Origin of the sequence: Rhodanobacter sp. ANJX3 (genome assembly GCF_014200755.1) — a bacterium.
GTDB lineage: Bacteria > Pseudomonadota > Gammaproteobacteria > Xanthomonadales > Rhodanobacteraceae > Rhodanobacter.
The window spans coordinates 46539-71102 of the sequence record NZ_JACHCM010000002.1; the positions used below are offsets into that span (position 1 = coordinate 46539).

The following is a 24564-nucleotide window of genomic DNA, read 5'->3' on the forward strand; positions in this document are numbered from 1 at the left end:
CACAACGATCGCCCACGGCCCGCCTGACCGAATCACGATTGCGTGTATTCATCTTGCCTGTCGTGACGATGACGCGTAACGCGTAAGTGGTTGACTGCTTTTTTGAAACACTGCAATCGGGGACGCACCTCTATCGTCTCGTATCGAGCACGGATACTTCCCCGGATTTTTAGCCATCCCGGAATGATTCCGCCCTGATGAACGTACTGCCAGCCGCTGTAGGCGGCCCAACGACATGTATTGATGACCACTGAGCAAGTCGAGCCCCAGAGCCCGGTAGCCGGACCCACGGACGCTTTTGCGTCGATACCGCAGCAGCAGGAGATGCCGCTGGCCATCGTTCGTGGCCAGCCGATGCTGCAGATGCCGCAAGACCTGTACATCCCGCCCGACGCTCTGGAAGTGATCCTGGAAGCTTTCGAAGGGCCGCTCGACCTTTTGCTGTATCTGATACGCCGCCAGAACCTGGACATTCTCGACATTCCGGTCGCCGAGATCACCCGCCAATACATGGCCTATATCGAGCTGATGCGCGATGTGATGCGACTGGAGCTGGCAGCCGAATATCTGTTGATGGCCGCGATACTGGCCGAGATCAAATCGCGACTGCTCCTGCCAAGGCCGCCGGCCGAGGAAGGACTGGAGCTGGACCCACGGGCGGAGCTGGTTCGTCGCCTGCAGGAATACGAGCGCTTCAAGCGGGCCGCCGAGGATATCGAAGCCCTGCCCCGGCTGGAACGCGACACCTCGGTGGCGCATGCCGAAGTCGGCGAGCGCAACGTGATCAAGCTGCCGCCGCCGCTCGAATTGACCGAGCTGCTGCTGGCGCTGAAGGACGTGATGCACCGTGCCGAGCTGTTCGGCCATCACGCGATCAAGCGGGAAGCGCTCAGCGTGCGCCAGCGCATGGGCGAGTTGTTGAGCCGGCTCGACGACGGCAGCTTTCATCGCTTCGAGAGCCTGTTCGACATCAGCGAAGGCCGACTGGGCATCGTGGTGACCTTCCTTGCCATGCTGGAACTGGCCAAGGAACTATTGGTCGACATCGTGCAGGAGGAGCCGCTCAAGCCGATCTACGTCAAGGCCAAGGCGAGCCACTTCGAGGGAAATGTCTCGTTGGAGACAGACGACGATGCGCGGCGGGATTCGGCCTCGGTTGAGCCGTCGGTCTTCGAATCGGGCTCCGAATAAACCGTTCCCGACCCGCCCGACTACGAATATTCATGATCCAAACGACACGGTCATTGACCAGGCAACAACCATTGAATCGGCATCCGACCTAAGGCACATGCAGATCGAGCAACTCAAACCCATTATCGAGGCCGCCCTGCTGGCCTCCAGTCAGCCGATGACGGTTCATCAGCTCGGTGACCTGTTCAACGAAGCCGACGACGTCAGTCCCGAGCTTATTGCCCGTGCGCTCGAAGCGCTGGCCGGTGACTGCGAAGGCCGCGGCGTCGAACTGAAGGAAGTGGCGTCAGGCTTTCGCTATCAGGTGCGCCAGGATGTACACGCCTGGATCTCGCGGATGTGGACCGAAAAGCCCAGCCGCTACTCGCGCGCGCTGTTGGAAACGCTGGCTCTGATCGCGTATCGACAGCCGATCACGCGTCCTGAAATCGAGCAGATCCGTGGCGTGGTGGTGTCGTCCAACATCATCAAGACCATGGAAGAGCGCGAGTGGATCCGCGTCGTCGGTTACCGCGACGTGCCCGGCAAACCGGCGCTGTTCGGCACCACTCGCGCCTTTCTCGACTACTTCAATCTGAAATCGCTGGACCAGCTGCCGCCGCTGTCGGAAATCCGCGACATGGAAGATCCGCAGCTGCGCTTCGAGCAGGAGCCGCTACCCGTGCGCATTGCCCGCGATCTGCCGATCGATCCCGACGGCGACGACCAGGCCGAATCCGCAGCGGCATCCGAATCCGACAATACAGAAAGCGACGAGGTCGCCGAGCCGGCCGCCGATACAGCCGATCACCACGAAACAAATCAACCCGACGCCGATCCGTCGGATGCTTCTACCGAATCAAACGAACACCGCTCCGAAACGAGCGCGCTCGACAAGAGCAACCCTTCCACTGCCGATGAGGCAGCGACCCCTGCGGACGTCGAATCCGACGACGCCGACCAAGATACCGAGGAGTACCGCGCATGACTGCGCCGCAAAAAACCGTGTTATCCCTGAAGCGCGAGCCGCGCAACGAAGCTGAAGCCGCGCTGGAAGAGCGCCTGCATAAAGTGTTGGCCAACGCCGGCCTTGGCTCGCGTCGCATGCTCGAATTGCGCATCCAGTCCGGCGAAGTCGAGTTGAACGGCAAGCCGGCCGAGATTGGCACCAGCGTGCACGCCGGCGACCGCGTCGTCATCGACGGCAAGCAGTTCGTCGTTGCCACCGACAATCGCGACGAGACCGAAGTACTGGTCTATCACAAGCCCGAAGGCGTGCTCACCACGCGCGACGATCCCGAAGGTCGTCCGACGGTATTCGAACAGCTGCCGCGTCTGAAGGGCGCGCGCTGGGTCGCCGTCGGTCGCCTCGATATCAATACCACCGGCCTGCTGCTGCTCACCACCGACGGCGAATTGGCTAATGCGCTGATGCACCCCAAGAGTGGCCTGGAGCGCGAGTATCTTTGCCGCGTCCACGGCGAAGTGCCGGACGAGATCATCGAAAAACTCAAAGCCGGCGTGGAGCTGGACGACGGCCCCGCGCGTTTCGACGATATCGCCGTGATCAGCCGCGGCGGCAGCCACAGCTGGTTCCGCGTGGTCATCCGCGAAGGCCGCAATCGCGAAGTGCGCCGGTTGTGGGATTCGCAGGGTTTCCTGGTCAGCCGCCTCAAGCGCATCCGCTACGGCAGCATCGAATTGCCGCGCGGCCTGCGCCGCGGCGACTGCGAAAACCTCGACGAGGCGGCAGTAAAGCAGCTGCGCCAGACCACCGGCACGAGCATGCCGCAGCCGGTGCTGACGCTCAGCCCCGTGCTGCACCAACGCCGCGCCAACCGTAGCGTGACGGAATATCGTCCCGAGCGCGGCAGCAGCAGCGCGTGGACCGCCAGCCAGGACGAGGGTCGCGAACTGCGCGCCTACGACCGGATCCGCGAGGAGCCGACGCGCGGGCGCAAGCCGCCCAATCGCAGCGGCAAGGAAGTCAACGGCAACGTCGTCCGTCCGGAACGTGGCGCTGGCGGCGCGCGCGGCGGCAAGGGCCGCCGCGTGGCGCCAGGCCAGGAGCTGCCGTCGGTGCGCACCTGGTTTGCCGGCGAAAGTCGTGACGGTGCCGGCGGTCGGCCCGGCGGTCAGGGTCCGCGAGGCAATGGCCCCGGCGGTGCAGCAGCGGGAAATCGTCGTCCCGCCGGCGGCAAGCCTTTCGGCGCTCGCTCAAGCGGCGGCAGTGGCGACAATCGCGGCAACAGCAGCAGCCCGTACAGTGGATTCGGCGGCGAGCCGCGCGGCAACAGCGGCAACCGCAGTTTCGCCGGCCGTCCTGCCCAAGGCGCTCGTCCGCTAGGCCAGGGCAATGGCAACCAGGCCAATGGCAATCAGGCGTATGGACGTCCGAACAGCCAAGGTGGCGCTGCGCGTCCGCAGGGATCGGGCCGTCCACAAGGTCAGGGCGGCAACCGTCCGCAGGGTGCTGGACGACCGCCAGGCCAGGGTGGCAATCGCCCGCAAGGCACTGGCCGGCCGCAGGGCCAAGGCGGTCCGAGCGGAGGGCGCCCACCCGGTCGCGGTGGCAACCGCGGCGGCAATCGCTGATTAAATTGCATGGTCCAAAATGCAAAAACAAAGGCTGCCCGATGGCAGCCTTTGTTTTTAAGCATTCCCTATCGAGTGCATGCGGTCGGGTTGGCGCTTACGACAGATCGATCGAGAAGGCATCCGCATCCATCCAAGCCGGAAAGCGTTCGCGATGCGCGAGCAAAGGCGCCGGATCGAGAGTAACGGTGACAACCTGCTCCTGGGCACCGAGTTCGACCAGCGGCTCGCCGACAGGATCGATCACCGCACTGTCGCCGGCGTAAGGCAGCTCGTTGCCGTCCACACCCACCCGGTTGAGGCCGATCACGTAGCTCAGATTCTCGATGGCGCGCGCGCGCAGAAGTGTGCGCCACGGCTGACGGCGTGGCGCGGGCCAGTTGGCGACGAAGATCGACAAGTCGTAGTCCATGCCGCCGTTCGCCGACGCCAGGCGTCGATTGCGCAGCCATACGGGAAAGCGCAGGTCGTAACAAACTTGCGGCAGAACTCGCCACCCTTTCAACTCGACGATAAGACGCTGATTGCCGCCGCCATAGCGCGTGTGTTCGCCGGCCATGCGAAACAGATGACGTTTATCGTATTGAACGAAGGCGCCGTCGGGCGTCACCCACAAGAGGCGGTTATAGACCGTCTCGTTTTCCCGAATCGCCAGGCTGCCGCAGATCACGGCACCGACCTCGATCGCCAACGCGCGCAGCCAAACCACGCTTTCGCCGTCCATGGTTTCGGCGCTCGCACGCGTGTCGTTGCTGAAGCCCGATAGAAAGGTCTCCGGCAGAACGATCACATCGCTGCCCGCGGCCTGCCGCACCAGAGCGCCGTAGTAGTCGCGATTGGCGGGGGCGTCGTGCCAGCGCGTGGCGCCCTGCACCAGCGACACCTTCAGGCTTTGCATCCCGGGTATGGGCGAACTCACAGCTGACATAGGCGCTCCGCAGCGGCATCCATCGTGGCGTCACTTTTGGCGAAACACAGGCGCAGCAAACGTGTGCCCGGTGCGCTTTCGTAGAACGGCGTCAGCGGAATCGCCGCCACTCCGCCCTCCAGCAGCAACCACTTGCTAAAGGCGAGATCGTCTTCGTCGCGAATCGCGGAATAGTCCACCAGCTGGAAATATCCTCCCGGCACGTCGAGCAGCTTGAAACGCGACGGCTTGAGCAGAGCACGGAAACGATCGCGCTTGGCCTGATAGAACGCCGGCAGCTCCACATAGTGTTCGGGATGGCTTGCCATGAACTCGGCAAACGCCACCTGTGCGGGATGGAAGGTGCAGAACGTGAGGTACTGATGCACCTTACGAAACTCTGCCGAGAGCGCGGCAGGCGCGATCGCGTAGCCTAGCTTCCAGCCGGTGCAGTGGTAGGTTTTGCCGAAGGAGGAGATCACGAAACTGCGCTCGGCCAGCTCGGGATGACGCAGCACGCTCTCATGCTGGGCGCCGTCGTAAACGATGTGCTCGTAGACCTCGTCCGATAGCACCACGATGTCGGTGTCGCGAACAATCGCGGCCAGCTCTTCCAGATCGGCCGACGACAGCACCGCGCCGCTGGGGTTGTGCGGGCTATTGATCAGAATCATGCGTGTTTTTGGCGTCATCGCGTCGCGCACGCGCTGCCAGTCGATCTCAAACGTCGGCACGGTCAGCGGAATATGCACGGCGCGCGCGCCCTGCAGTTCGATCGCCGGCTCGTAACTGTCGTAGGCGGGATCGAACATGATGACTTCATCGCCGGCCCGTACCACGGCGGCAATTGCCGAGAATAAAGCCTCAGTGGCACCGGACGTCACCGTGATGTCGGTATCGACGTTGACCTTACGCCCGTACAGTTGCTCGGTCTTCAAGGCGATCTGCTCGCGCAGTGGAGCGATGCCGTGCATCGGTGCGTACTGGTTGCGGCCTTCGTTCATGGCCTGGTTCAAACTGTCGCGCAGCGGCTGCGGCGGTTCGAAGTCGGGAAAACCCTGGCCGAGATTGACCGCCTTGTGTTGCACCGCCAGCTGGCTCATGACCGTAAAAATGGTGGTGCCAACCTTGGGGAGCTTGGTTTCGATAATCATCATTCAGCCGTCTGGATGTCTATAGCGGGAGTAAGTGGTTGAGCCTAACGCATGGATCGCCATGTGCAAGTCAGGGAGCGGGTGCTGATGTCGCAGCAAGATCCTCCAGCGGACGCTCCTTACATTGCTGATGTTTGAGCAAGGTGGTCTCCGGAAGCCGCTCGGCCAGAAAATCCACCAGCGCCCGCACGCCGGGCAGCATGCCGCGGCGGCTCGGGTAGACAAAGTGCATGATGCCCTGCGGCACGCTCCATTCGGGCAGCACGACCTCCAGTTCACCGCGAGTGATCGCCGGAGCGCAGACGAATTCCGGCAGCAGCGCGATACCCATGCCTCGTCTTGCGGCCTCCAGCAGCAGCGCGAAATCGCCGGTGATCAGTCGCCCCTGCATTTCCACGCTGACCTGCTTTCCGTCGGCGCCGATCAGCTCCCACACCTGGGCACCCTCGTGCTCACGCATGGACAGCGCCGGCAGTTGCGCCAGCTCCGAGGGCTGAGTCGGGCGACCCGCACGATCAAGAAGCAATGGACTGGCGACCAACAGGGTGCGGCCCTGGCCAAAGCTTCGAACCACCAGGTTGGCGTCGGTATCGAGCTTCGTACGAACTCGGATGGCCAGATCGAAGCCTTCGCCGATCACATCCACGCGGCGATCGCTCGAGGTCACCCGAACCTGCATTTTTGGATACAGCGCCAGAAAGTCGGGTAGCAAGTGCGCCAGCACCGTCTGCACCAGCGACACGGGGCAACTCAATCGCACCACGCCGCGCGGCTCGGCGCGCAGCTCGTCGACGGCATCCTGCGCGGCCTGGGCTTCTTCCAACACGGCACGGCAGTGACCGTAAAAGCGCTCGCCCACTTCCGTCACGACGAAACGGCGTGTGGTTCGCTGCAACAGCCGCACACCCAAGCGTTCTTCCAGCTGGGCCACACGTTTGCTCAATCGCGACTTGGGCACGCCAAGTGCCCTGCCCGCGGCCGAAAAACCGCCGTGATCAACGACCGCCGCGAAAAAGTACAGGTCATTGAGATCCTGCAGGGCGCCCGCCAATACTGTCATGATCGTTTCCTTGAAAGGACGAGTTGTCCGATTATTGCCATCTTATCGCCAGATTGTCCGCAACGTATGGTGATTGCATTGCCGGAGTACCGGCGCACAGAGGCAAACCTGATGAAACTCCTACATATCGATTCCAGCGCTCTGGGTGACTATTCAGTTTCGCGCCAGCTCAGCGCCGACATCGTCGCCGAGCTGAAGCAACAGGCTTCGGACATACAGATCAGCTATCGCGACCTTGCCGCGCAGCCGCTGCCACACTGGACGCCCGCTGTTGCCGATGCCGGCACCGCCGAAGGTCGGGAAGGCAACACGTTGGTCGAGGAGTTTCTGGCCTCGGATGTGGTCGTGATCGGTGCACCGATGTACAACTTCGGTATTTCCAGCCAGCTGAAGTCCTGGATAGACCGGATCGCGGTGGCCGGCAAGACGTTTCGCTACACCGAGCAAGGCGTCGAAGGCCTGGCCAAGGGCAAGCAGGTCATCATCGCTTCGAGCCGCGGCGGCATGTACGTCGACGGCCCATTCGCAGCGTTTGACCACCAGGAGACCTACTTGACTGCCCTATTGGGTTTCCTCGGCGTCACCGATCTGACCTTCGTACGCGCTGAAGGCGTCTCGATCAGCCCCGAGAACAAGGAACAGTCGGTCAAATCCGCGCAAAACGCGATTCCTTCGCTAGTGGCAAAGCTCGCCAAAGCCGCCTGAGTCGGCAGAATCACCCGTAAAACCAACGGCCCTGCGGGGCCGTTTTTCGTTTCAATCTGAAAATATTCAAACAAAACAATGAGATGATCATATAGGCCATCAGTCATGTTGCAAAGTCGCGCTTGAACTCTTGACGGCTATTGTTTTGGTGTTATAGTTAACTACAACACCGGTCAACAAGCTCACTAAGGAGCCTCGTCATGAAAACACTGAATCAGAAACTGATCGCCGCTGCCGCCGCCGTAATGATGACTTCCGCCAGCCTGGCGACGACGGCTCTCCTGAGCATGGCGCCGCAGGCTGCCAGCGCCGAGCAAACCAACGCCACCGAAATCGACGGCATCAAGATCACCAACCTGGCGCCGGTCAGCGTCCGCCCCAGCGCCAAGGAGCTGCGTTCGGCCAGCCTTCTTACCGATATGGGCACTGCCGCCCTGGTGACGCTGCCGGCACTCGGGCGGCTGGGCCCGGGCAACGAAACCGCACAGCTCGCCCTGCTCGGGTCGCAGCTGGCCATGCCCTACTATTCGTTTGGCAACAAGTTCGGCCGTATCAGCAAGGAATAAGTGAATGACCATTACCTGGAACGACAGCGTCCCGATCTACCGCCAACTGCACCAACGTGTCGTGGCGATGATCCTGGACGGCGCCTTGAACGAAGGTGACCCGCTGCCGTCGGTACGCCAGGTGGCCGCGGATTATCAAATCAATCCGTTGACCGTTTCGAAGGCGTACCAGGAGCTGGTCGACGAACAACTGGTGGAAAAACGGAGGGGCTTGGGCATGTTCGTTATAGAAGGCGCACGCGACGCGCTGCTGAAATCGGAACGCGAGCGCTTTTTGCGCGAGGAATGGCCGATGCTGTTTGCACGTCTGCAGCGGCTTGGCCTGGATCTGAAGACCCTGCTGCGCGAAGCCGATACCCATGGCGACGCCCCAGCCAACGATAAGGAAACATCATGAGCGCGGTCATTACGGCTACCGGCCTGAGCAAGCACTACAAAAACTCGCTGGCGTTGGACAACGTGAGTTTCCGGATTCCTGCCGGGCGCATCGTCGGCCTCATCGGCCCCAACGGTGCCGGCAAAACGACCGCACTGAAAGCCATTCTCGGCCTGACCGACTTCTCCGGACAGCTGAACGTGCTCGGCCTGGATCCGCGCAAGCAGCGCGACAAACTGATGGAACAGGTCTGCTTTATCGCCGACGTCGCCGTACTGCCGCGCTGGCTAAGGGTCAGCGAAGCGGTCGACTTTGTCGGCAACGTGCATCCGCGATTCGATCGTGCCAAATGCGAGGCCTTTCTCGCCCGCACCAAGCTCACCCCAGGCATGCGCGTGAGGCAGATGTCGAAGGGCATGATCGTGCAGCTCCATCTGGCCCTGGTGATGGCCATCGACGCGCGCCTGCTGATTCTCGACGAACCCACGCTGGGCCTGGACATTCTGTATCGCAAGCAGTTCTACCAGAATCTGCTGGAAGACTACTTCGACGAGAACAAGACCATCATCGTCACCACCCACCAGGTGGAAGAAGTCGAGCACATCCTCACCGACCTGATGTTCATCCGCGACGGCAAGATCGTGCTGGATGCGGACATGGACGCGATCGGCGAGCGCTTTATCGAAGTGATGGTCAACGGCGATCGCGCCGAAGCAGCCCGCGCCATGAAACCGCTCGACGAGCGGCAGGTGTTCGGCAAAAGCATTTTTCTGTTCGACGGCGTCGAACGGTCCACCCTGGAGGCGATGGGCGAAGTCCGTCGTCCCTCGGTCAGTGACCTGTTCGTTGCCACCATGAAGGGAACCTACGCATGAAAACCTTCTACTGGCTTGTGAAACGCGAATTCTGGGAACATCGCGGCGGCTTTTTCTGGGCGCCGTTGATCAGCGGCAGCGTGTTCCTGGTGCTGAACATCATGGCGCTGATTACCGGTGAGGTACTCGGCAACCGCAGCAACACGCACTTCAATATTGCCGGAGGACTCAACCTCAGCGGCCATATGGATGCCGACATGCTCGGCAAGATCGGCACCGGGCTGGATATCGCCATGTACGTGGTCGCCGGCATCGTGCTGATGATCATGGCGATCATCGTGTTCTTCTACTGTCTCGGCTCGCTATACGACGACCGCCGCGACCGCAGCATTCTTTTCTGGAAGTCGTTGCCTATTTCGAACCGCGACACCGTGCTGTCGAAAGTCGTCAGCGCATCAATCGTTGCGCCAGTGATTGCCTGCGTGTTCGGTACGGCCGCTGGCTTGCTTCTGCTCCTGATCGCCGCGTTCACGGCGTCGCTGCACGGACTGAACATGTGGGCGCTGTTGATGAATTCGCACCCGCTACTGGTGGCCATCAACATGATCTCGCTGATTCCGCTGTATGCGATCTGGGCGCTGCCTACCATCGGTTGGCTGATGTTCTGCTCGGCATGGGCACGCAGCAAACCGTTCCTGTGGGCCTTGCTGGCACCGCTGGCCGCGGGTGTGATCGTAAGCTGGTTCGGCTTGATGGGCCTGTTCAACCTCGGCTCGGGCTGGTTCTGGAAAAACATCGTCAGCCGCATGCTGTTGAGCCTGGTTCCCGGCGGCTGGCTGCGCGACGCGGCCCAGATCGACAACGAGCCCACCGATCCGTCCGTCATCCTCGATCACATCGGCCTGGCCCACAACTACGCCACCCTCGCCTCACCCGACCTGTGGATAGGTGCGATTGCCGGCAGCGTGTTGATCAGCGCCGCGATCTGGCTCCGCCGCTGGCGCGACGATAGCTGACCTCTGCCGACTTTCGATCGCATTCGAGACTATTCAAGGAGAACACTTGTGGAACCGGTCAATTTCAGCTCGCTGGCCCTTGTTCTGCTGCTGCCACTGGCCGCCTGCGGCCAAGCAGACTCGCCGTCGGGCAATACCGACCACACGGCATCCGCAACAAGCGATGCCGGCGAGCCCACCTCGTCGTTCATCGGTGCGGAGGTAAAGAAAGGCATGCAGGAAGCCAAGCAGGAGCTGGCCACCAAGAACATCGACATCAATAGCGTACACGTCAATGGAGAACGACGCGGCAACGACGATACGCGTCCCAAAGCCGAGATCACCCCGCAGGGCGACCTGCTGATCGCCGGCAACAAGGTGGCTGCCACACCGGCGCAGCACACCTTGCTGCTGGAGTATCGCCAGCAGATCGTCGGCATCGCCGAAACCGGCATGGACATCGGCACGCAGGGCGCCGATCTGGGTATCAACGCGGCCAAGCAAGCCATGTGGGGCGCGCTATCCGGTAAAAGCGACAAGGACATCGAAGCATCGATCAAGCCGCAAACCGACAAGATCGAAGCCTCTGCCGCCAAGCTCTGCCTGCGCATGCCCGACCTTTTGTCCACGCAGCAGAAACTGGCCGCCGCAATGCCCGAGTTCCGCCCCTACGCGACCATGCAGCAGAAGGACGTCGACGACTGCGGTAAGGATAAAAAGGACAAGGACGGCAAGAAAGGTTTCGCGGTTCTTTCCGATTGATCGGGCGACCGTCAGCTGCACCGATAACGAGGCTGATACGCATGCCAACGGCAGACGCCCACTGCGGAATAATTGCCTTTCTCCTGAAGGGAAGAAACCTCAACCAGCTTCGTCTGCCGACAATCAAAGCAACTTGCCGTTACGAACAATCACGTCGGATGCGTAAAAAACTTTTCACGAGGAGAAACCTGATGCGACGTTTGAACCTTATCTTGTGCGGTACCCTTTTAGCAGCCGCCTTCACCGCAATGCCGGTTTACGCCGGCTGGTACACCAGCTTTCACAACACTCACGATAGCCTTGTCTGGCACAACTCCGATGGCCGTACCCTTGAGTTACATTCTGATAACGGCGCAGGCGTTGAAGTCACTAAAGTGAGTCCCGCCAATCTGTGGGGATTACAAAAAGGCGACGTTCTCCTATCGGTTGATGATCATGCTGTCAAGCACGTGGATGAGTTGTTCAAGCAACTACAAGCGAGCAAACCCGCCGACGTGAAAATCCAACTGCGCCGCAGCGGTTCCAAGCAGATGGTGACGATACCCGACAGCGACTACACCAACATCACCAACCCGCACCCATAAACCTGCGGACCAGCTGCGCTGGCATCAACTGCCTTCGTGTATACCGCCCTTAGTCAGCGTCAGCGGATCGAGCAACTTCTTTAGCTCGTCTTTCGACAAACCAGTGGTTTCCAGCGCAACGTCGATGATCGCACGATGCTCCTTGTACGCCTGCTTGGCGGTGGCAGCGCCCTTCTCGTAACCGATCACCGGATTGAGCGCGGTCACCAGAATCGGATTCATCGCCAGCGCCTGATCGACCCGGTCGGTATTGACGGTGAAACCGGCAATCGCCTTGTCTGCCAGCAGACGCGAAACATTGGCCAGCAGGCCGATCGACTGCAGCAGGTTGTACGCGATCAGCGGCAGCATCACGTTGAGCTGGAAATTGCCCGACTGGCCCGCAATGGTGATGGCCGCATCGTTACCGATCACCTGCGCGGCCACCATCGCGGTGGCTTCGGGAATCACCGGATTGACCTTGCCCGGCATGATCGACGAGCCCGGCTGCAGCGCGGGCAGCTCGATCTCGCCCAAGCCAGCCAAGGGACCGGAATTCATCCAGCGTAGATCGTTGGCAATCTTCATCAAGGCTACGGCCAGCGTCTTCAGCTGGCCGGACAGCTCCACGGCAGCGTCCTGCGATGCCATGCCCTCGAAGTAATTGTCGGCCGATACGAACTTCGCTCCGGTGAGCTTTTTCAGCTGCGCTGCCATCGCCGGGCCGAACTTCGGGTCGGCATTGATGCCTGTGCCCACGGCGGTACCGCCCTGCGGCAGGCGGCGCAGGCGTTTGAGACTGTCGTCGATGCGTTCGATCGCCGAGGCGATTTGCGCCGACCAGCCGGACAACTCCTGACCGAAGGTGATCGGCATCGCGTCCATCAGATGCGTGCGGCCGGTCTTGGCGACCCGCTTGAGCTGGCGCGCGCGCCGATCGAGCACACGCTGCAGATGTTTCAGCGCCGGCAGCAGCTTTTCGCCGGTGGCAAGCGTCGCGCTGACGTGGATCGCGGTGGGAATGACGTCGTTGGAACTCTGACCGTAGTTGACGTGATCGTTGGCGTGCACCGCGGTGCCGGCCTTTGTCGCCAGATGCGCAATCACCTCGTTCGCATTCATATTGGTGCTGGTGCCGGAACCAGTCTGGAAGATGTCGATGGGAAACTGCGCGTCGTATTCGCCGTTCGCCACCGCCAGCGCGGCCTTGCTGATCGCGCTGGCCTGAGGCCTCTTCAGATAGCCCATGGAAAGATTGACGTCGGCCGCGGCCGCCTTGATCAGACCGAGCGCGCGAATGAACTCGCGCGGCAGGTGCAGGCCGGAGATGGGGAAATTGTCGATGGCACGCTGCGTCTGCGCGCCGTACAGGGCCTCGGCGGGCACCTGCAGTTCGCCCATGCTGTCGTGCTCGATCCGGAACTTGCTCATGCTTGCCGTCCTGTATCTCGAAAGGGGAGCCGCCTTTCACGATAGGCCTGATCCACGACAATTCAAGGGCGCGCGTTTGGCAGACGAGAAACGAGGCCGCGGCGGCCCGTTGTAGAATGCGCGTTTTACCGCTCAACGGATCCGTCGATGTCATCCCATGCCCTGACCGCCCTCTCGCCGCTGGACGGCCGCTACGCCAGCAAGGTCGAACCGCTGCGTCCGATCTTCAGCGAATTCGGCCTGATGCATCGGCGCGTACATGTGGAAATCGAGTGGCTGCTGGCGCTGGCGGCCGATGCGCAAATCGTCGAATTGCCGGCGTTTACGCCAGAGCAGATCAAGACGCTGAAGGCGATTGCCGCCGATTTCAGCGTAGACGATGGCGCACGCATCAAGGCCATTGAAGCGACCACCAATCACGACGTGAAAGCGGTGGAATACTTCATCAAGGAAAAGCTGAGCGCCGATGTCAGCTTGAAACAAGCACTGGAATTCGTGCACTTCGCCTGCACCAGCGAAGACATCAACAATCTTTCCTATGCGCTGATGCTGCGCGACGCGCGCGAACAGGTGCTGTTGCCGATGTTCGACGGCGTGATCGGCCAACTGCGCGATCTTTCGCACGCCAATGCCGCTATGCCGATACTCTCGCGCACGCACGGCCAGACCGCCTCGCCCAGCACGCTGGGCAAGGAAATCGCCAACGTGGTGGCGCGCCTGCAGCGTCAGCGCAAGCAGCTCGCGGCGGTGGAAATCTCCGGCAAGATCAACGGTGCCGTGGGCAACTACAACGCACACGCCATCACCTATCCCGAAATCGACTGGCAGGCGTTCTCGCGCCGCTTTATCGAAAGCCTGGGACTCGAGGTGAACGCCTACACCACCCAGATCGAGCCGCACGACGGCGTGGCCGAATACTGCGACGCCGTGCGCCGCGCCAACATCATCCTGATCGATCTGGCGCGCGATATCTGGGGCTATATCTCGCTGGGCTATTTCAAGCAGACGCTGAAGGCCGGCGAAGTCGGCTCGTCGACCATGCCGCACAAGGTCAACCCGATCGACTTCGAAAACGCCGAGGGCAACTTCGGTCTGGCCAACGCCCTGCTCGGCCACTTTGCCGAAAAGCTGCCGATCAGCCGCTGGCAGCGCGACCTCACCGACTCCACCGTGCTGCGCGCGCTGGGCACCGCCTTCGGCCATACGCTGATCGCGCTGGAGTCCTTGAAGAAAGGCCTGGGCAAGCTCACCGTCAATGCCGATCGCCTCGCCGCCGACCTGGACGCCAGCTGGGAAGTGCTGGCTGAGGCCGTGCAGACCGTGATGCGCCGCTACGGCCTGCCCGAGCCGTACGAGCAGCTCAAGGCGCTGACCCGCGGCCAGGGCATCACGCGCGAATCGATGCATACGTTCATCGGCGGCCTCGATCTGCCAGCCGACGCCAAGCAGCGTTTGCTGGCGCTGACGCCCGGCAGCTACATCGGCCTGGCCGAAACGCTGGCGAAAACTATCTGAGGTCGTCCAGGCGGCTCGTCGATCGGCCTGCCGCCTGGATAAGCGACCTCATTCGACGTCGTCGGAACCTTCGTTGACGCCCTCGAACAGGAAAGTCGACAAATAGCGTTCGCCGGTATCCGGCAGCATCGCCAGCAGCACCGAACCCTCCGGCGCCTTGGCGGCCACCTTCAAGGCGGCCGCCACCGTCGCACCGCAGGACAGGCCGACGAACAGCCCCTCGTGTTGGGCCAGTGCGCGTGAGGTGTCGCGGGCCAGCACGTCGTCAACCAGCACGATCTCGTCGGCAATCTCGCGGTTGAGCACGCTGGGTAAAAAGTCCGGCGTCCAGCCCTGAATCTTGTGCGGCTGCCACTCGCCACCGGAGAGCAGCGCCGCACCGGCGGGCTCGGTGGCGATGATCTTTACCTCGGGCCGCGCCACTTTGAGCACTTCGCCCACGCCGGTGAGTGTGCCGCCGGTGCCCCAGCCGCTGACGAAGTAGTCCAGCCGACGGCCGGCGAAATCGCGCAGGATTTCCGGTCCGGTAGTCTGCCGGTGGTAGGCCGGATTGGCCGGGTTTTCGAACTGACTGGCGAGGAACCAACCGTGCTTGTGCGCCAACTCGTTGGCCTTTTGCACCATGCCGCTGCCGCGCGCAGCGGCCGGCGTCAGCAAGACCTTGCCGCCATAGGCGCGAATCAGCTTGCGCCGCTCGACCGAGAACGTCTCGCTCATCACGGCGACAAACGGATAGCCGCGCGCCGCGCAGACCATCGCCAGTGCCACGCCGGTATTGCCGGAGGTCGCCTCGATCACGGTCTGCCCCGGCTTGAGCGCGCCGCGCTGCTCGGCGTCGAGGATGATCGCCAGGGCCAGGCGATCCTTCACCGAGCCGCCGGGATTGAACGCCTCCACCTTGACGTACATCTCCACGTGCTTGGGCGCGAGGCGGTGCAATTTGACGATAGGCGTACGGCCGATAGTGTCCAGAATGCTGTCGTAAATCACGGGCGTCTCCAAAAAGCGGCGGGGGAATCCGGGCAACCGGATCATGCGCCGGCCACGGTAAAATTTGTATCGGCCCGACCGCCGGCGCACCGCTACAATGCGGCAATGACCAAGCCAGCCCCCTTTCCGATTGAAGTCCGCGGCAGCGCCAGACAGCCGTTGGGCATGACGCCCGCCCAGTTCCTGCGCGATTACTGGCAAAAGCGCCCCCTGCTGATCCGCAACGCGTTCGCCGATTTCGAGCCGCCGCTGCAGCCGGACGATCTGGCCGGCCTGGCTTGCGAGACCGGCGTGTTGGCGCGGCTTATCGTGCACGATGAAAAGCGCGATCGCTGGCACGTCCATCCCGGCCCTTTGAGCGAAGATGATTTCGCCAAAACGCCGAAGGATCACTGGACCCTGCTGGTGCAGGACGTCGACAAGTGGGACGCCGATGTCGCCGCGCTTCTGGAACACTTCCGCTTTCTGCCGAGCTGGCGCGTCGACGACATCATGATTTCGTACGCCCAGGAAGGCGGCGGCGTCGGCGCGCATGTCGATCAGTACGACGTGTTCCTGCTGCAGGGCATCGGTCAGCGCCATTGGGCCATCAGCACCGACCCGGCTGCGCCGAAGGACTTTCGCCACGACGTCGAGCTGAAGCAGCTGGCGCACTTCGAATCGACGAACGAGTGGATGCTCGATCCCGGCGACATGCTTTATCTACCGCCCGGCGTGCCGCACGACGGCGTCGCGTTTGGCGGCCCTTGCATGACGCTGTCGATCGGCATGCGCGCCCCCTCGCAGGCCGAACTGACCGGCGATCTGGCCGACCATATCGCCGAGCGACTGCCCGAGGAGCTGCGCTACGCCGATCCCGACCTGACGCCCGCCAAGGCTACCGGCGAGATCGATCGCGCCGCGATCGAACGCCTGAAAGTCGCGCTGCCATTTGCCGCTGCGCTGGACGACGCCATGCTGCGCGACTGGTTCGGCCGCTTTATCACCCGCTATCGCAACGCACAGGTGCCCGCCGCGCTGGACAAGCCGGTGAGCGAGGCGGCCTTCGACAAGCAACTCGATGCTCAACCCACCCTGCTTCGTCATCCGTGGTCGCGCATGGCGTGGACACGCGCAAAATCCGGCTGCACGCTGTTCGTCAGCGGTCACGCGTATCCGGCCACGCCGGCGCTCGCGCAGCAGCTGTGCGAACAGCGTGAGATCGCACTTGCCGGCAAACTGGGCGCCGCCGAAAAGGCCCTGCTGCTCGCGCTCGTCAACGATGGTCACCTACTGATACAAAAGTCGCGCCGCCGGTGAAACTGCAGAGCTTCCATGTCGGCATCACCGATTGGTCGAAGGAACGCGACCGCGCGGCGCTGATCGGCATTCGCCAGCAGGTTTTCGTGATGGAACAAGGCGTGCCGGAAGCGCGCGAACGCGATGGCATCGACCCCGAATGCTGGCACGTGCTGGCGCGCGACGAGGCCGGCCAGCCGATCGGCTGCGCGCGCCTGTCGCCGGACCACAAGATCGGTCGCATGGCGGTGCTGCGCGAATGGCGCGGTCAGGGCGTCGGCGTGGCGCTGCTGCGCACACTGATTCAGCGTGCCCGCACGCTGGGCTGGAGCGAGGTCGCGCTTGCCGCCCAGGTCAGTGCGATCGGCTTCTATGAGCGCGAAGGTTTCATCGCGCACGGCAATGTATTCGACGACGCCGGCCTGCCACACCGCGCGATGTCGCTGACGTTTTCGGATGAAGCCGATGGCGATATCGCACCGCCGCGCGATATCGGCGAGCTGCCCGTCGCCAGCCGGGCCGACGCCGCGATAGCGCGCCTGCAGGTGCTAGGCGACGCGCGTCACCGTCTTTGCATTCACTGGCCCGCGCTGGATAACGATACGTTCGCCAGCCCCGACGAGCTGGCCGAATTCCGGCGCGTGGCCATTTCCGGTCGGGGCGCGCAAGTCCGCGTGCTGCTGCACGATCCGGCCGCAGCCCTGCGCAACAGCCATCGTTTGATCCCGCTGGTGCAGCGCCTGCCCAGTGCCGTGCAGGTTCGCGTGCCGATCGAGGAAGCCGACTTGGGCGACATCTCGGCTTACCTGCTCAACGACGTCGGCGGCTATCTCTTCCTGCCCGAGGCGGATCGTCCTCGCGGCCGCGCCGCACGGCACGACCGCGCGTCCAACGCACCGCTACAGAAGCACTTCGACGAACTGTGGGAACGCTCGGAACGCGCCAGCGTGCTGCAGACGCTGAATATCTAGCTCGCCTATCCGGCCCGTATGGGGCCACGTGGCGATGTTCCGCTGAATACAAGCTGGCCCGCAGTTTTCACATGCGTGTCGTTCAAGCCGGGATAAACCGCTGAAAATGCCGGCTTCCCGAAGAACGTCCGCGGCTGGCGCGCATCAGCGCGCACGAACTTGACACTTTCTGGCGTTTTGGGTTGCCGCGTCGCAGCAGGCAAAGGGTATAATTCCCCGGCTTTATCCCCAGCCATCCGTGGGGGCGCTTCGCCAGGCTTGCATTAGCGGCGAACAACCGCGACTTCACAGTCACACGGATGGTTGCAAGCATCCCTTCCCTGCCGGTGGTGACGTGAGTACTAATCTGATCCGCGAGTTTTTCGACTCTTCGCAACTCGCTGGCGGCAACGCCGATTACGTCGAATCCCTATACGACTCCTGGCTCGCCGACGCCGCGTCGGTATCCTCCGATTGGGGTCGCTACTTCGAAACGTTCAAAGGCCGCGAATCGGGCGACGTCTCGCACGTGCCGGCCATCGCGCGCATCGAGGCCGCCCAGAAGCTGCGCCACAACGGCGGCACCGTAGTGTCGGCGGCTGACGACGAGCATGCGCGCAAGCAGGCCGGTGTACTGCGCCTGTTGACCGCTTACCGCTCGCGCGGCCACCTCGCTGCCGAACTGGATCCGCTGGGCTTGACCGAGAAAATGCCGGCGCCCGATCTCGGCCTGGCGTTTCACGGCCTGTCCGATGCCGACCTCAATACCGAATTCGATACCGGCAATTATGCCGGCGACGGCAAGCGCCTGAAGCTGGGCGAGTTGCTGACACGACTGCAAAAAACCTACGCCAGCACGATCGGCGCCGAGTTCATGTACATCAGCAATCACGAGCAGCGCAACTGGATCTATACGCGGCTCGAGCAGCGCGCGGGCAAGAGCGGCCTGGACAAGGCCGGCAAGCAGCGCGTACTCGATTGCCTCAACGGCGCCGAAGGTCTGGAACGCTATCTGCACACCAAGTACGTCGGCCAGAAGCGCTTTTCACTGGAAGGCGGCGACAGCCTGATTCCGATGCTCGACGACGTGGTGCGCGCCGCCGGCGACAACGGTATCAGGGAACTCGTGATCGGTATGGCCCATCGCGGCCGCCTCAACGTGCTGGTCAACATTCTGGGCAAGGCGCCGAAGACGCTGTTCGACGAATTCGAAGGCCGCTTCGAGCATCCGGACGACCCGGCACACTCGGGCGACGTGAAGTACCACATGGGCTTTTCGGCCGACATCAAGACGCCCAAGGGCGGCGTGCACGTGGCGCTGGCGTTCAACCCGTCGCATCTGGAAATCGTCAATCCAGTGGTTTCCGGCTCGGTGCATTCGCGCCAGACCCGCCGCCGCGACACGATGCACGAAAAGTCGATGGCCGTGATCATCCACGGCGACGCGGCCATGGCCGGCCAGGGCGTGAACATGGAGCTGTTCAACATGTCGCAGGCCCGCGGCTTCAAGATCGGCGGCAGCCTGCACATCGTGATCAACAATCAGGTTGGTTTCACCACCTCGAACCCGCAGGACGCCCGCTCGACGCTGTACTGCACCGACCTGGCCAAAATGGTCAACGCACCGGTGTTTCACGTGAACGGCGACGACCCGGAAGCGGTGATCGAAGTCACCCGCCTCGCCTACGAATTCCGCAAGACGTTCCGCAAGGACGTCGTCATCGACCTGGTCTGCTACCGCCGCCACGGTCACAACGAGGCGGATGAGCCGTCGGCGACGCAGCCGGTGATGTATCAAATCATCCGCAAGCGCCCGACCACCCGCGATCTGTATGCGCAAAAGCTGGTCAAGGAAGGCGTACTGGCCGACGGCGAGCCGCAGAAGCAGTTCGAGGCTTACCGCGATCGCCTCGAAGCCGGTGCACCGATGGCCGACCTCGATCCGTCGCCCAACCGCGATCGCCCGGTCGACTGGGCGCGCTTCGTCGGTGGCAAGCTGTCGACGCCGGTCGACACCACGGTGCCGAAGAAAAAGCTGCAGGAGCTGGCCAACCAGATCCTCACCCTGCCTGCCGATCTCACGCTGCAGGCACGCGTCGCCAAGATCTACGACGACCGCCGCAAGATGGCTGCCGGCGAGCAGGCGGCCGACTGGGGCTTTGCCGAGAACCTGGCTTACGCGACCCTAATCGACGGCGGCCACGACCTGCGCATGGTCGGCCAGGATTCCGGCCGCGGCACGTTCTTCCACCGTCATGCCGTGCTGCATGACCAGAAAGACGGCCACACCTATCTGCCGCTGGCTACCGTGCGCGAGGACGCCGACGTCGAAGTGATCGACTCGCTGCTCAGCGAAGAAGCAGTCATGGCCTTCGAATACGGCCACTCCACCACCGATCCGGATACGCTGAATATCTGGGAAGCCCAGTTCGGCGATTTCGCCAACGGCGCGCAGGTCGTCATCGACCAGTTCATCAGCTCCGGCGAAGCGAAGTGGAATCGTCTCAGCGGCCTGGTGCTGCTGCTGCCGCACGGTTACGAGGGCCAGGGCCCGGAGCACTCCTCCGCGCGTCTGGAGCGTTTCCTGCAGCTATGCGCGATGGAAAACATGCAGGTCTGCGTGCCGACCACGCCGGCGCAGGATTTCCACATGATCCGCCGGCAGATGCTGCGCCCGGTGCGCAAGCCGCTGATCGTGATGACGCCCAAATCGCTGCTGCGCCACAAGCTGGCCGTGTCCAGCCTGGACGAACTGGCCAGTGGCAGCTTCCAGCTGGTGATCGGCGAACACCGCGAGCTGGCGCCGAAGAAGGTGAAGCGCGTGGTGCTGTGCTCGGGCAAGGTCTACTACGACCTTCTGGAAGAGTCCGAAAAACGCGAATTGAAGGACGTCGCCATCGTCCGCGTGGAGCAGCTGTATCCCTTCCCGCGGGCCGAAGTCACCGCGGAACTGGAGAAGTACCCGGCGGCCAAGGAAGTGTTCTGGTGCCAGGAAGAGCCGATGAACCAGGGTGCCTGGTTCCAGATCCGTCATCACCTGCAGGCCTGCGTCAGCAGCAAGCACAGCTTGTCGTATGCCGGTCGCGCGCGCTCTGCGGCCCCCGCCGCCGGCCATCTCAACACGCACGTTGCCGAACAGGCTGCACTGGTCGAACAGGCGCTCGTCGCGCCGGTCGGCACGGATCACTCGGCAGAATAAGATGTTTGGCCGCTTTATGACCTTCGCGCTCGCCCACGAGCGCTAAAACCTAGGATTCCCCATGTCGATCGAAGTCAAAGTCCCCGTTCTGCCCGAGTCGGTCTCCGACGCCACCATCGCCACCTGGCACAAGAAAGCCGGCGACGCAGTGAAGCGCGACGAGAACCTGGTCGATCTCGAAACCGACAAGGTGGTGCTGGAAGTTCCCTCGCCGGTCGACGGCGTGCTGAAGGAAATCAAGCACGAAGTGGGCGACACGGTGAACAGCGAACAGATCATCGCGATCATCGAGGAAGGCGCCGCAGCTGCCAAAGAAGAGCCCAAGACAGAAGCCAAGGACGAGAAGCCGGCGCCCGTCGCCGCAGCCAAGTCCGAAGCGCCCAGCGCCGAAAAGGCCTCCGGCAAGGGCAACGAGGATCTGTCGCCAGCTGGCCTACGCGTGGCCACCGAACAGAAGATCGACGCCTCCAAGGTCGAAGGCACCGGCCGCGACGGCCGCGTGACCAAGGAAGACCTGGTCAACTATGGAAAGGATGGTGGCGCGAAGGCCGCGCCGGCTGCCGTCAAGCCGACTCCGGGTTCGCGTCCGGAAGAGCGCGTGCCGATGACCCGCATGCGCGCCAAGATCGCCGAGCGCCTGATGCAGTCGAAGAACTCGATTGCCATGCTGACCTCGTTCAACGAGGTGAACCTGGCCGAAGTCACCAAGATGCGCAAGTCGCTGGGCGAGCAGTTCCAGAAGACCCACGGCATCAAGCTCGGTTTCATGAGCTTCTTCGTCAAGGCCGCGGCCGAGGCGTTGAAGCGTCGCCCGATCGTCAACGCGTCGGTCGACGGCAACGACATCATCTATCACGGTTACCAGGACATCTCGATCGCCGTGTCGACCGAGAAGGGCCTGGTCACGCCAGTGCTGCGCGACGTGCAGAACATGGGCTTTGCCGATATCGAACAGGGCATCGCCGACTACGCCAAGAAGGCGCGCGACGGCAAGCTGGGCCTGGACGATCTGCAGGGCGGCACGTTCACCATCACCAATGGTGGAACCTTCGGTTCGCTGCTTTCCACGCCGATCGTCAACCCGCCGCAGAGCGCGATTCTGGGCATGCACACGATCAAGGACCGCGCGATCGTCGAGAACGGCCAGGTCATCGTGGCGCCGATGATGTACATCGCCATCTCCTACGACCATCGCATCATCGATGGCAAGGATGCGGTGCTGTTCCTGGTCGACATCAAGGATCAGCTCGAGAATCCGCAGCGTATGTTGCTCGGTCTCTAATCGCTCTCTGATGGCGGCCTCCGCCATCAGAAAATAGACAACGAGGCTCTGGAGATTGAGAACTCGCAAACAGCAAATGCTTGCGACTTGTTTTACCAGTCATCAAAGCCGAACCCGCACCGTCAGCGAGCAGTGACTCGCCAGCAAGGAACTCGAACCATGAGCGACAAATTCGACGTCATCGTCATCGGCGGCGGCCCGGCCGGTTATCACGCCGCCATCCGCGCCGCGCAGCTGGGTCTGAAGACCGCGGTGGTCGACGCCTGGGCCGGCAAGGACGGCAAGGCCGCCCTGGGCGGTACCTGCCTCAACGTCGGCTGCATTCCTTCGAAGGCGTTGCTGGATTCGTCCAAGCAGTTCTACAACCTGGCGCACAACCTGCCCGCGCACGGCATCAGCGTGGAAAACGCCAAGGTCGATCTGAAAACCTTCATCGGCCGCAAGGAAAAAATCGTCAAGCAGTTCACCGGCGGCGTTGCCCAGCTGTTCAAGGCCAACAAGATCACCAGCTATTTCGGTACCGGCAAGCTGCTGAAAGGAAATGAGGTCGAGATCAGCGGCAACGATGGGCAGAAGCAGACCATCAGCGCTACCAACGTGATCCTGGCCTCGGGCTCTGTGCCGATCGAACTGCCGTTTGCCAAGTTCGACGGCAAGCACATCATCGACAACGCCGGCGCGCTGGAACTCGACGCCGTGCCGAAGCGCCTGGGCGTGATCGGCGCCGGTGTGATCGGCCTGGAGCTGGGCAGCGTGTGGCGCCGTCTCGGTGCGGAAGTAACCGTGCTGGAGGCGTTGCCGGAATTCCTCGGCGCCGCCGATCCCGATATCGCCAAGGTGGCGTTCAAGGAATTCGGCAAGCTCGGCCTCGACATCAAGCTCGGTGCCAAGCTGACCAAGGCCGAGGTCAGCAAGAACGAAGTGCACATCACCTATAACGACAAAGACGGCGATCATGACCTGGTCGTCGACAAGCTGCTGGTCGCCGTGGGTCGTCGTGCGTATACCGATGGTCTGCTGTCGGAGGACTGCGGCGTCAAGCTCGACGAGCGCGGCCGCATCGTGGTCGATGAGCATTGCCACACCGGCGTCGATGGCGTCTGGGCGGTCGGCGATGCCGTGCGCGGCCCGATGCTCGCGCACAAGGGCTTCGAGGAAGGCATGGCGGTGGCCGAGTGGATCGGCGGCAAGGCCGGCCACGTCAATTACGACACCATTCCCTGGGTCATCTACACCGAACCGGAAATCGCCTGGGCCGGCAAGACCGAAAAGCAGCTCAAGGAAGAAGGCGTGCCTTACAAGGTCGGCAGCTTTCCGTTTGCCGCCGTCGGCCGTGCCGTGGCGATGAATGAGGCCATCGGTCAGGTGAAGATGATCGCTCACGCCGAAACCGATCGCATTCTCGGTGTGCACATGGTCGGACCCGGCGTCTCCGAATTGATCGCCGAGTGCGTCGTGGCGATGGAGTTCAAGGGTTCGGCAGAAGACATGGCGCGCATTGTCCACGCGCATCCGACTCTGTCCGAAGCCGTGCACGAGGCGGCGCTGTCGGTCGACAAACGCGCGATCCACAAAGGCAACTGATCGCGCTCGCCATGCCTGGTTTTTTTGCACGAATCGCGACCCGTCCCCCAAGGACGGGTTTCGCGCTTATGGAGGCCTCATGGCTGAAGTGACTTCGCTCTGCGTCTACTGCGGTTCCAGCAGCGGCAAGCATCCCGAATACGCCGAGCAGGCACGCGCCTTCGGTACCGAAATGGCGCGCCGAGGAATCACCCTGGTCTACGGCGGCGGCAACGTCGGCCTGATGGGCATCGTGGCCGATGCGGTGCTCGCCGGTGGCGGCAAGGTCATTGGCGTGATCCCACGCCAGCTGGTCGATCGCGAGGTCGCACACGCCGGCCTGACCGAGCTGCAGGTGGTCGACACCATGCACCAGCGCAAGACGCGCATGTTCGAACTGTCCGATGCCTTCGTCGCCCTGCCCGGTGGCTTCGGCACGCTGGACGAAATGTTCGAGATGCTGACCTGGTCGCAGCTCGGCCTGCACAGCTATCCGTGCGCCTTTCTCGACGTGCGCGACTATTACGCGCCGCTGCGCGGCATGATGGACCATATGGTCGGCGAAGGTTTCGTCCGTTCTACCCAGCGTGAAAACGTGTGGTTCGGCGAAAGCATGAGCCAGCTGTTCGACTGGATGAACCGCGTTCCGGACGTCCATACGTCCAAGCCGAAAGAGGAAGCGCTGTGA

The 24564-nt window shown here is 62.5% G+C and carries 22 protein-coding genes; 17 read left to right on the plus strand and 5 right to left on the minus strand.

Going from position 1 to position 24564, the window contains the following annotated elements:
• Positions 1–324: 324 nt before the first annotated feature.
• The 3 genes from HDE76_RS04815 to HDE76_RS04825 all read left to right on the plus strand — a co-directional run bounded on the left by HDE76_RS04815 (position 325) and on the right by HDE76_RS04825 (position 3765).
• A complete protein-coding gene (locus tag HDE76_RS04815; RefSeq protein ID WP_255481485.1) occupies positions 325–1191 on the plus strand; it encodes a ScpA family protein in 867 nt (288 codons plus the stop codon).
• A gap of 97 nt (positions 1192–1288) precedes the next feature.
• A complete protein-coding gene (gene scpB / locus HDE76_RS04820; RefSeq protein WP_179481538.1) occupies positions 1289–2158 on the plus strand; it encodes an SMC-Scp complex subunit ScpB in 870 nt (289 codons plus the stop codon).
• On the plus strand, positions 2155–3765 hold the full coding sequence (locus HDE76_RS04825) for a pseudouridine synthase (protein WP_179481540.1): 1611 nt from the start codon (positions 2155–2157) through the stop codon (positions 3763–3765). The genes scpB and HDE76_RS04825 overlap by 4 nt, the downstream gene beginning before the upstream one ends.
• 97 nt (positions 3766–3862) lie before the next feature.
• Here HDE76_RS04825 and HDE76_RS04830 read toward each other — a convergent pair whose 3' ends face one another.
• The 3 genes from HDE76_RS04830 to HDE76_RS04840 form a co-directional block, all read right to left on the minus strand.
• Positions 3863–4663: an amidohydrolase gene (locus HDE76_RS04830; protein ID WP_179481763.1), complete on the minus strand. Its 801-nt coding sequence runs from the start codon at positions 4661–4663 to the stop codon at positions 3863–3865.
• Between the two features lie 17 nt (positions 4664–4680).
• Positions 4681–5826 carry a pyridoxal phosphate-dependent aminotransferase gene (locus tag HDE76_RS04835; RefSeq protein WP_179481542.1) on the minus strand — a complete coding sequence of 382 codons (1146 nt, stop codon included), beginning with the start codon at positions 5824–5826 and terminating at the stop codon, positions 4681–4683.
• 70 nt (positions 5827–5896) lie between these two features.
• Positions 5897–6886: a LysR substrate-binding domain-containing protein gene (locus tag HDE76_RS04840; protein ID WP_179481544.1), complete on the minus strand. Its 990-nt coding sequence runs from the start codon at positions 6884–6886 to the stop codon at positions 5897–5899.
• Between the two features lie 111 nt (positions 6887–6997).
• On the opposite strand from HDE76_RS04840, the gene HDE76_RS04845 reads away from it, so the two are divergent.
• From HDE76_RS04845 to HDE76_RS04875, 7 genes are all read left to right on the plus strand, one after another.
• On the plus strand, positions 6998–7591 hold the full coding sequence (locus tag HDE76_RS04845) for an FMN-dependent NADH-azoreductase (RefSeq protein WP_184505786.1): 594 nt from the start codon (positions 6998–7000) through the stop codon (positions 7589–7591).
• Positions 7592–7791: 200 nt separating this feature from the next.
• Positions 7792–8157 (plus strand): hypothetical protein, encoded by a 366-nt coding sequence (locus tag HDE76_RS04850; protein ID WP_184505788.1) that lies wholly within the window; start codon positions 7792–7794, stop codon positions 8155–8157.
• A 4-nt stretch (positions 8158–8161) separates the two neighbouring features.
• Positions 8162–8554, plus strand: a complete 393-nt coding sequence (locus HDE76_RS04855; protein ID WP_179481550.1) for a GntR family transcriptional regulator — start codon at positions 8162–8164, stop codon at positions 8552–8554.
• Positions 8551–9408 (plus strand): ABC transporter ATP-binding protein, encoded by an 858-nt coding sequence (locus tag HDE76_RS04860; RefSeq protein ID WP_184505789.1) that lies wholly within the window; start codon positions 8551–8553, stop codon positions 9406–9408. The genes HDE76_RS04855 and HDE76_RS04860 overlap by 4 nt, the downstream gene beginning before the upstream one ends.
• On the plus strand, positions 9405–10364 hold the full coding sequence (locus HDE76_RS04865) for an ABC-2 transporter permease (RefSeq protein ID WP_184505791.1): 960 nt from the start codon (positions 9405–9407) through the stop codon (positions 10362–10364). The genes HDE76_RS04860 and HDE76_RS04865 overlap by 4 nt, the downstream gene beginning before the upstream one ends.
• Positions 10365–10412: 48 nt before the next feature.
• Positions 10413–11105, plus strand: coding sequence for a hypothetical protein (locus HDE76_RS04870; RefSeq protein WP_184505794.1), 693 nt, complete (start codon positions 10413–10415; stop codon positions 11103–11105).
• Positions 11106–11146: 41 nt separating this feature from the next.
• Positions 11147–11689: a PDZ domain-containing protein gene (locus HDE76_RS04875; protein ID WP_179481558.1), complete on the plus strand. Its 543-nt coding sequence runs from the start codon at positions 11147–11149 to the stop codon at positions 11687–11689.
• A 24-nt stretch (positions 11690–11713) separates the two neighbouring features.
• Here HDE76_RS04875 and HDE76_RS04880 read toward each other — a convergent pair whose 3' ends face one another.
• Positions 11714–13099 carry a class II fumarate hydratase gene (locus tag HDE76_RS04880; RefSeq protein WP_179481560.1) on the minus strand — a complete coding sequence of 462 codons (1386 nt, stop codon included), beginning with the start codon at positions 13097–13099 and terminating at the stop codon, positions 11714–11716.
• A gap of 147 nt (positions 13100–13246) precedes the next feature.
• Between HDE76_RS04880 and purB the strand changes: the two genes are divergently transcribed.
• A complete protein-coding gene (gene purB / locus HDE76_RS04885) occupies positions 13247–14614 on the plus strand; it encodes an adenylosuccinate lyase (protein ID WP_184505796.1) in 1368 nt (455 codons plus the stop codon).
• A gap of 48 nt (positions 14615–14662) precedes the next feature.
• On the opposite strand, the gene cysK is transcribed toward purB, so the two are convergent.
• Positions 14663–15604 (minus strand): cysteine synthase A, encoded by a 942-nt coding sequence (gene cysK, locus HDE76_RS04890; RefSeq protein WP_343205658.1) that lies wholly within the window; start codon positions 15602–15604, stop codon positions 14663–14665.
• A 105-nt stretch (positions 15605–15709) separates the two neighbouring features.
• On the opposite strand from cysK, the gene HDE76_RS04895 reads away from it, so the two are divergent.
• The 6 genes from HDE76_RS04895 to HDE76_RS04920 all read left to right on the plus strand — a co-directional run bounded on the left by HDE76_RS04895 (position 15710) and on the right by HDE76_RS04920 (position 24564).
• A complete protein-coding gene (locus tag HDE76_RS04895) occupies positions 15710–16903 on the plus strand; it encodes a cupin domain-containing protein (protein WP_184505800.1) in 1194 nt (397 codons plus the stop codon).
• On the plus strand, positions 16900–17853 hold the full coding sequence (locus HDE76_RS04900) for a GNAT family N-acetyltransferase (RefSeq protein ID WP_184505802.1): 954 nt from the start codon (positions 16900–16902) through the stop codon (positions 17851–17853). Before HDE76_RS04895 ends, HDE76_RS04900 begins: the two co-directional genes overlap by 4 nt.
• A gap of 334 nt (positions 17854–18187) precedes the next feature.
• Positions 18188–21031 carry a 2-oxoglutarate dehydrogenase E1 component gene (locus HDE76_RS04905; protein WP_184505804.1) on the plus strand — a complete coding sequence of 948 codons (2844 nt, stop codon included), beginning with the start codon at positions 18188–18190 and terminating at the stop codon, positions 21029–21031.
• A 61-nt stretch (positions 21032–21092) separates the two neighbouring features.
• Complete coding sequence (odhB, locus tag HDE76_RS04910; RefSeq protein WP_184505806.1) at positions 21093–22313, plus strand: 2-oxoglutarate dehydrogenase complex dihydrolipoyllysine-residue succinyltransferase; 1221 nt, start codon at positions 21093–21095, stop codon at positions 22311–22313.
• 159 nt (positions 22314–22472) lie between these two features.
• The gene (gene lpdA, locus HDE76_RS04915) at positions 22473–23897 is read left to right on the plus strand and encodes a dihydrolipoyl dehydrogenase (protein WP_184505808.1); all 1425 of its coding nucleotides are present in this window, start codon (positions 22473–22475) and stop codon (positions 23895–23897) included.
• A gap of 88 nt (positions 23898–23985) precedes the next feature.
• Positions 23986–24564 (plus strand): TIGR00730 family Rossman fold protein, encoded by a 579-nt coding sequence (locus tag HDE76_RS04920; RefSeq protein WP_184506629.1) that lies wholly within the window; start codon positions 23986–23988, stop codon positions 24562–24564.